Here is a 7,298-nt window from a genome sequence, read left to right as displayed (position 1 = left end):
TCTGGTGAAAGCCGTTATTTTCACTCTCAAAGCGGTCAGGCGGCAACCCACCTTTGCGAAGCAGGGCAGCTTTGTCATCCATATCCAGCCAGATAGTAAGGTCAGGAATAAGACCCCCGCTTGCCAGACTGTTTACACACTTTACCGTATCCAAATCAAGTCCCCGCCCATAACCCTGATATGCCAGAGTAGAATCTGTATAACGGTCACATATAACTATTTTGCCATCCTGCAAGGCAGGTTTGATAACATTGTCTATAAGGATAGAACGTGAGGCATTGAAGAGAAGCAGTTCCGTAAGTGGTGAGATGTGTTCTTCTTTAGACCATTTAAGCAAACGGGTTATTTTATCGCCTGATTTGCTACCGCCGGGTTCGTGAGTGAGCACACACCCCAGCCCCAGTTTTTTCAAATAACGGTACAAAGCTTTGGACTGGGTGCTTTTACCGCAGCCTTCTCCGCCCTCAAATGTAATAAATAAAGACATATTTAACCCCTTGATATTCTTACCCTGCGATGCGGTTCCCTGCCCAAACTGTGTGAGGAAAGATGCTCTTTTTCGGCTATAATATGCTGAAACCGTCTTATATATGCGCCCTGAGGACTTAGCTCCACAGGTATGTGGGAAGTTTTAACCTGTGCTACCGCTTCTTCGGCTTCATGTATGGCTACATCTATCTCAGGGGGCTTTTCTACAGCATAAGCCACATCTCTGCCGCTCAGAGTAGCCAAAAGCTGTTGGAACTGCCCCGGAGTATGGCTCTTAAGTACATATATAGGTATATTCATATTTTCGGCATCACGTACTCTTTGAGGTTTACTGCGGTAGTAATTCCGCGAAGTAACCATCAACTGTGCCTGCTCAAGGCGTTCAGATATTTGGATATCCAGATGCATTTCACGGGCAATTTCTTCCATTCGGCTGCGGTTTACCCCGAAAAGATACATTATCGGCAGTTCTTTACCCCTGAAAACAGTCAGGCTTTCCGGTGCGGATTTTACCTTTTCTTCACTGGGCTGTTGTTTGCTGATAACCACTTCACCGTTTCCATCAAGATAGCGGATTTCGGCAGAAGGGGACACACCCCTCAAAATAGAGTCTACCGCCGCACCCACATCAGGGTGAACAGCCACTTTATTCCTATCCTGTATTTCCACAATCACCTGAAAAGTGGGCGGGGCGCGCCGTTCCAGTATGGTTTTCTGAGTGCCGCGTCTGCGGGCTTCTTCATCACCCAGTGTAACAGACTGAATACCGCCGATAAGGTCACTTAAGGTGGGGTTGAGCATCAGGTTGTCCAGCACATTGCCGTGAGCCGTGCCTACAAGTTGGACACCCCGTTCAGCAATAGTACGGGCGGCCAGTGCCTCAAGCTCTGTGCCTATTTCGTCTATCACAATCACCTGCGGCATGTGATTTTCAACCGCCTCTATCATGACAGCATGCTGCATATCCGGTGTGCGTACCTGCATGCGGCGGGCATGCCCGATGGCGGGGTGGGGGATATCACCATCTCCTGCAATTTCGTTGGAGGTATCCACGATTACCACCCGTTTTTTCAGGTCGCCAGCCAGTACTCTGGCCACTTCCCTGAGCATGGTAGTTTTACCCACACCCGGTCTGCCCAGCATTAGCACACTCTGGTCTGACTTGATAAGGTCTTGGATAATTTTGATAGTACCGAAAACCGCCCGTCCTACTCTAAGGGTCAGACCTACTATTTTGCCTTTGCGGTTACGTATGGCTGAAATGCGATGCAAGGTACGCTCAATACCTGCCCGGTTATCATCACCAAAATCCCCGGTACGGGAAGAAACATAATCTATATCTTCCTGGGTAACATCCCGCTCAGACAGGATAATCTCACGGTCAGGGAAACGGGCTTCAGGGGTACGCCCCAAATCCATAACAATCTCTATGAGATTTTCGCGGTTGGCAGGGTCTGTCAGTGGCTGGCGTATATGGGGAGGCAGTACCTCCAGTAAAGCATTAAGGTCATCAGTTAAAAGTTCAGGCATATCTGCCTCCGTAATCTTTTTACCAACCCCTCAGGGAAATCAGTTTATCGGGCTCTATCTGCTTTATACCCGTATGGGGCATGACAGCACCCAATCCTTGGAATATCTGGACTAGATTTTCTTTGATAGCAAAGACTTCTATATCTAATCTCCCCTGAGGGATATTGCCCCCTGTACTATCCGCTTGTATTTTACTATTTATATTATACCCCAAACAAGCTAAATCAGGGGGGTTTTAGCCGGTATTCCTGCCCGGCGGGGATACAAAGCAGGGGTATTTGAAATTTTTTCCAGCAAAACCAGCTTACGGCCGTCTTCCAGCCCCGGCAGTTCCACTTTTATTACTTTGAAAACCCTCCCCCCCATCTTTTTAACAGCGGTAGCTGCTCTGTCCATCTCTTCCTCAATATCACCTTTTTTGGGGGCAATAACCCGACCTCCGATAGCACAAAACGGCAGAGTCAGTTCGGCTAGAGTAGCCATATCTGCCACTGCCCGTGAGGTAACCAGACTATATTTCTGGCGGTAGAGAGGGTTTTGGGCGGTATCTTCCGCCCTTTGGGATATTATCTCAACACCGGATAAACCCAGTTTGACAGTAATTTCACTTAAAAAACGGGCCTTTTTCTGAGTGGCTTCCAGCAATCCAAGCTGTATAGCGGGGAAAAGTATCTTAAGAGGCAGACCGGGAAAACCGGCTCCGCTGCCCACATCCAGCAATTTTTCGTCACCCTTGATACCAGCTAATACCAATGAAACAGAATCCAAAAAGTGTTTTATCTGGACGTCTTTATATTCGGTAATGGCAGTCAGGTTTATCCGGCTGTTATAGTCCACCAGTTCTTGGTAATAGGTTTCAAACTGCCCAAGCTGGACAGAATTCAAAGAAATACCCAGAGCAGATAAGCCGTAAACAAGTTCATTCATGCATAGTAATATATCACAAAGCCAAATTTCAGGCTCTATTTTTGCATTTAACAAATTAATCATGTTATCATTGATTTACATAAACTCGCTAGGGGTGCTCAAGGCTGAGAGGCACATAGCCAACCCTAAAACCTGAACTCGGTAATGCGAGCGTAGGGAAGCGAACTTTGAGACCAGGGTCTAAAGTTAACGCTTTGCCTTGGTTAATTTATTTTCAGGGGAAAATCATGACCCAACTCAAGCAAGCCCGAAAAGGCATCGTCACTCCCGAAATGGAAGCTGTAGCCAAAACTGAAGGACTCCAGCCGGAGTTTATCCTTAAAGGCATAGCTGACGGCAATATTGTAATACCTGCCAACAAACTCCGTAAAAACCTGAAGCTGTGCGGTATAGGCAAGGGGCTTTCCACCAAGGTAAACGCCAACATAGGCACTTCCACAGACTTTGGTTCAGTGGCAAGTGAAGTTGAAAAGCTGAAAATGGCCGAAATGGTGGGTGCCGATACCATAATGGACCTATCCACCGGCCCCAAGATAAACACTATCCGTAAGGCCATACTGGAAAATACCTGCCTGCCGCTGGGAACTGTACCTGTATATCAAGCCGCTGTTGAAGCCAAAGACCATTACGGGGCTATGGTAAAGATGACGGCTGATGACCTGTTCGGTGCCATAGAATCCCAAGCCAAAGAAGGGGTGGACTTTGTAACCGTACACTGCGGGGTCACCCGTCAGGTAATAGATACATTTAAAGGACAGGGCAGACTTACAGATATAGTATCCCGCGGGGGCACTTTTACTGCCGGCTGGATGGTGTTTCATGGCGCTGAAAACCCGCTGTACGAACATTTTGACCGTCTGCTGGATATCTGCCGGGAATATGATGTCACCCTGAGTCTGGGTGACGGACTGCGTCCCGGCTGTATTGCAGATGCAACTGATCGGGCACAGGTAGCTGAACTGCTGGTGCTGGGCGAACTGGTAAAAAGAGCCAGAGAAGCTGAAGTACAGGTAATGGTGGAAGGACCCGGGCATGTACCTTTGAACCAGATAGAGGCCAATGTACGACTGCAGAAATCCATCTGCGAAGACGCTCCTTTTTATGTGCTGGGCCCGCTGGTTACGGATATCGCCCCCGGCTACGACCATATCACCGGAGCTATCGGCGGGGCTATTGCCGCGGCCGCCGGAGCGGATTTCCTGTGCTACGTTACCCCTGCTGAGCATCTGTCTCTGCCGGACGTAACAGATGTCAGAAACGGGGTAATCGCTTCACGCATTGCCGCCCATGCCGCCGATATTGTAAAAGGGGTCAACGGGGCGGCTGAACGGGACCACCAGATGGCCATTGCCCGCAAAAAACTGGACTGGGAAACCCAACTTAAGCTTTCACTTGACCCTGAACACGCTAGAGTTACCCGCGACCGTTTTAAAACCAGAGGGAAAGCCTGCAGCATGTGCGGAGACTTTTGCGCCATGGAACTGGCTGAAAAACATCTTGGCGTTTCTGTCTCACGGTGCTAGCATAAGATATATTTTTTAAAAGATTGTCAGGTGATATGGAACAGGGCATAAATATAGGTAAACTCTTCGGTATCCAATTTCGCCTTCATTACGGCTGGTTTATCATATTCGGTCTGGTATCTGTGTTTCTAGCTACCCAAGTGTTTCCTGATACTCTGGATAATGCTACCAATCTACAACTCTGGATTATGGGCATTTGTACCAGCCTGCTGTTTTTTGCTTCGGTAATTGTCCATGAACTTGCCCACAGTCTGGTAGGCAAAGCTAACGGGATGAAGGTAAAAAGCATCACCCTGTTTATATTCGGCGGTGCTGCTAATATGAGTGAAGAAGCAGAAACTGCCGGCAGTGAATTTAAAATGGCACTGGCCGGTCCGGCCGCAAGTCTGGGGCTGTCAGGTATATTTTATGTACTATATATAAACCTCAACGGCCAAAACCCTGAACTGGCTATAATGAATTACTGGCTGGCTCAAATTAACCTGATACTGGCTGTATTCAACCTGATACCGGGTTTCCCTCTGGACGGGGGGCGTATTCTTAGGGCAGTTTTCTGGCAAACTACCAAAGACTTGGCTAAATCCACCCGTATTTCCACCATAGCCGGCCAGATATTCGGCTATCTGTTTATACTGGCAGGTGTATTTATACTGATACGCACCCAAGACTGGCTTTCCGGCATCTGGCTGGGGTTATTGGGTTGGTATTTATCTGATACTGCCCGTAACAGCTTTCGCCAATATACTTTACAGCAGATTTTGAAAAGAGTCACTCCTGTAGAAGTGGTAGCATCAGATATACCCAGAGCCAAATCCACCCAGATTTTTGCTGACTATCTGACCCAAACACCAAACGGGGATTATATACTGGTTGAAGATGAAAACGGACTGGCGGGTATAATAAACCAGCACAGCCTGAAAAATAAAGATAACCTTAAGTCTACTCTGGCTGAATTATATACGCCTATCAATGAAATACCCGTCATACCATCAGACACAAATGCTCTGGATATTGCCCGGCGCATGAATGAAGATAAAATAGAAATAGTCAGGCTAGCTAGTGAAGATACCCGAGTAAGTTTTATAACTCTGGACAGCCTTATAGCATATATGAATAAAGCCTCAGAAAAGGGCTTTACGGATGCCTAGTGCCCTGTTTTACCTGCTGATAATCACCACCGCCGAGATTGTCACAGTAGCCTTCCACCCTCTTTTAGGTCTGGGCATCTATACAGTCCTTCTATTCAGCATCATCATACAGGTTGCCAAGACTAACCGTTTTCATCCTGACCGGCTTATTCTGGCACTTTCGCTGGTAGCCTTGATACGGATAATAAGCCTGGCTATGCCGCTTTCAGACATTCCCCAGATATGGTGGTATCCGATTATCTACCTGCCTTTACTGATAGCGACTATCATGGTAGCCAAAATGCTGGAATACACTTTAAAAGATATAGGCCTCATCTGGGGCAAAATACCGGTGCAGATACTGATAGGACTGACAGGTATAGGACTGGGTTTTGCCGAATACGCTATCTTGAAACCTGATGCTATTGCAGAAACACTAAGCTGGAGTAATCTGATATTGCCCAGCATAATACTACTACTCACAACCGGATTTGTAGAGGAACTGATTTTCAGGGGAGTTTTACAGAAAGCAGCACTGGATTCATTCGGGTCAAGAGGCATAATCTATATAAGCCTGATATTTGCCGTGCTTCATATAGGGTTTTTTTCTATATTGGATATATTTTTTGTCTTTGGGGTAGCACTCGTATTTGGCTATCTGGTCAAAAAAACCGGTTCCATACTGGGTGTAACAATAGCTCACGGGCTAACCAATATAATACTCTTTGCCATAGCGCCACTTTTACTGGGCTAGAGTTTCCAGCACTCTGGTAATAACAATAACACCCATTACCAAAAACAACGGCAAAATGCTGATATGCAGGTAACGCGCAATCCTCATTGAAACATCTGACTTCCGGGCCAGTGCCATTTCACGGGCAATCAGAAACACTATCAGAGCTGCCATTGAAACACCGCCGATAACAGATGCCAAACCAGCCGCAGTCGCAGTGGTCACACTGGTTACAGTGACTATCATATACGCACCTCAAAACCAGTTAGAAAGCATAATACTATACTTTTGTCTTCCATTATAGCTTTAATACTTTTTAAGCACAATACCCTTTTGTGTTTTATATGCCAATTGTCTTTTTTGCTAAAAAACCGGATAATGTAACTATGAATACCGATGTACTGGTAATAGGGGCAGGCCCTGTAGGGCTGCATACCGCCAAGTGTCTAGCCGAGTGCGGCTACGAAGTACGGCTACTGGAAAAAAAACCTGAAGCGGCAAAGCAGGTTTGCTGTACAGGCATAATCAGCACCGAGTGCGCCTCTAAATACGGCTTCGATGGCAAATACATACAAAATTATTTTTCAGAGGCAAGCGTATATTCACCCGTCGGTCAAAAGCTGTTGCTCAAACGGGATACACCGCAGGCAATAATGCTGGACAGAGCAAGCTTTCAGGCCAAATTATTACAACAGGCAATTAACTGCGGGGTGCGAACAAGCTTCGGTTTTCAGGCAAACAGTATTGAATATATTGAAAACGGGCTTCGCATAACCACCAAAGAAGGGCAGTCTTTCACCGCCAAAGCGGTTGTTCTGGCCGCAGGTTACAATACTGCTCTCAGCCGGGCAACCGGACTGGGGGAAATAAATAACTTCGCTTACGGACTTCAGGCCGAAGTTGATACTTCTATTCCGTCCAATTTGTCACTTTTTACCGGCAAAGCCATATCTCAGGGATATTTCGGTT

The 7,298-nt window shown here is 46.9% G+C and carries 8 protein-coding genes and 1 riboswitch; of the genes, 4 read left to right on the top strand and 4 right to left on the bottom strand.

The genetic code is table 11. The features are described from left to right. The 3 genes from tmk to rsmG all read right to left on the bottom strand — a co-directional run. Nucleotides 1-487, bottom strand: a 487-nt coding sequence (gene tmk, locus WC259_RS06905) for a dTMP kinase (RefSeq protein ID WP_372643810.1), incomplete at its 3' end; no start/stop codon positions are given. A gap of 2 nt (nt 488-489) precedes the next feature. Beyond that, the gene (locus WC259_RS06900) at nt 490-2,019 is read right to left on the bottom strand and encodes a R3H domain-containing nucleic acid-binding protein (protein WP_015407048.1); all 1,530 of its coding nucleotides are present in this window, start codon (nt 2,017-2,019) and stop codon (nt 490-492) included. A 219-nt stretch (nt 2,020-2,238) separates the two neighbouring features. Further along, nucleotides 2,239-2,946 carry a 16S rRNA (guanine(527)-N(7))-methyltransferase RsmG gene (gene rsmG, locus WC259_RS06895; protein WP_034377006.1) on the bottom strand — a complete coding sequence of 236 codons (708 nt, stop codon included), beginning with the start codon at nt 2,944-2,946 and terminating at the stop codon, nt 2,239-2,241. Between the two features lie 80 nt (nt 2,947-3,026). Then, nucleotides 3,027-3,122: riboswitch (TPP riboswitch) on the top strand. A 51-nt stretch (nt 3,123-3,173) separates the two neighbouring features. On the opposite strand from rsmG, the gene thiC reads away from it, so the two are divergent. The 3 genes from thiC to WC259_RS06880 are packed head-to-tail and all read left to right on the top strand — an operon-like array spanning nt 3,174 to nt 6,350. Then, entirely contained in the window at nt 3,174-4,469 is a 1,296-nt protein-coding gene (gene thiC, locus WC259_RS06890; RefSeq protein WP_011309259.1) for a phosphomethylpyrimidine synthase ThiC, read from the top strand. A 35-nt stretch (nt 4,470-4,504) separates the two neighbouring features. Then, complete coding sequence (locus WC259_RS06885) at nt 4,505-5,617, top strand: site-2 protease family protein (protein WP_078986845.1); 1,113 nt, start codon at nt 4,505-4,507, stop codon at nt 5,615-5,617. Then, nucleotides 5,610-6,350, top strand: coding sequence for a CPBP family intramembrane glutamic endopeptidase (locus tag WC259_RS06880; RefSeq protein WP_011309257.1), 741 nt, complete (start codon nt 5,610-5,612; stop codon nt 6,348-6,350). Before WC259_RS06885 ends, WC259_RS06880 begins: the two co-directional genes overlap by 8 nt. Here WC259_RS06880 and WC259_RS06875 read toward each other — a convergent pair. Then, nucleotides 6,339-6,575, bottom strand: coding sequence for a hypothetical protein (locus WC259_RS06875; RefSeq protein ID WP_372643804.1), 237 nt, complete (start codon nt 6,573-6,575; stop codon nt 6,339-6,341). The genes WC259_RS06880 and WC259_RS06875 overlap by 12 nt on opposite strands. A 140-nt stretch (nt 6,576-6,715) precedes the next feature. Between WC259_RS06875 and WC259_RS06870 the strand changes: the two genes are divergently transcribed. Continuing rightward, on the top strand, nt 6,716-7,298 hold a 583-nt coding region (locus WC259_RS06870), incomplete at its 3' end, for an NAD(P)/FAD-dependent oxidoreductase (RefSeq protein WP_372643813.1).

Origin of the sequence: Dehalococcoides sp., from assembly GCF_041654235.1 — a bacterium.
Lineage (GTDB): Bacteria > Chloroflexota > Dehalococcoidia > Dehalococcoidales > Dehalococcoidaceae > Dehalococcoides > Dehalococcoides mccartyi_B.
This window is presented reverse-complemented; position numbering and strand designations above follow the sequence as displayed.

What these genes read in the sequence shown, in the direction of transcription:
- WC259_RS06885 (WP_078986845.1), top strand. Translation starts at nt 4,505, where the DNA reads ATGGAACAGGGCATAAATATAGGTAAACTCTTCGGTATCCAATTTCGC.
- WC259_RS06900 (WP_015407048.1), bottom strand. Translation starts at nt 2,019, where the DNA reads ATGCCTGAACTTTTAACTGATGACCTTAATGCTTTACTGGAGGTACTG.
- rsmG (WP_034377006.1), bottom strand. Translation starts at nt 2,946, where the DNA reads ATGAATGAACTTGTTTACGGCTTATCTGCTCTGGGTATTTCTTTGAAT.
- thiC (WP_011309259.1), top strand. Translation starts at nt 3,174, where the DNA reads ATGACCCAACTCAAGCAAGCCCGAAAAGGCATCGTCACTCCCGAAATG.
- WC259_RS06880 (WP_011309257.1), top strand. Translation starts at nt 5,610, where the DNA reads ATGCCTAGTGCCCTGTTTTACCTGCTGATAATCACCACCGCCGAGATT.
- WC259_RS06875 (WP_372643804.1), bottom strand. Translation starts at nt 6,575, where the DNA reads ATGATAGTCACTGTAACCAGTGTGACCACTGCGACTGCGGCTGGTTTG.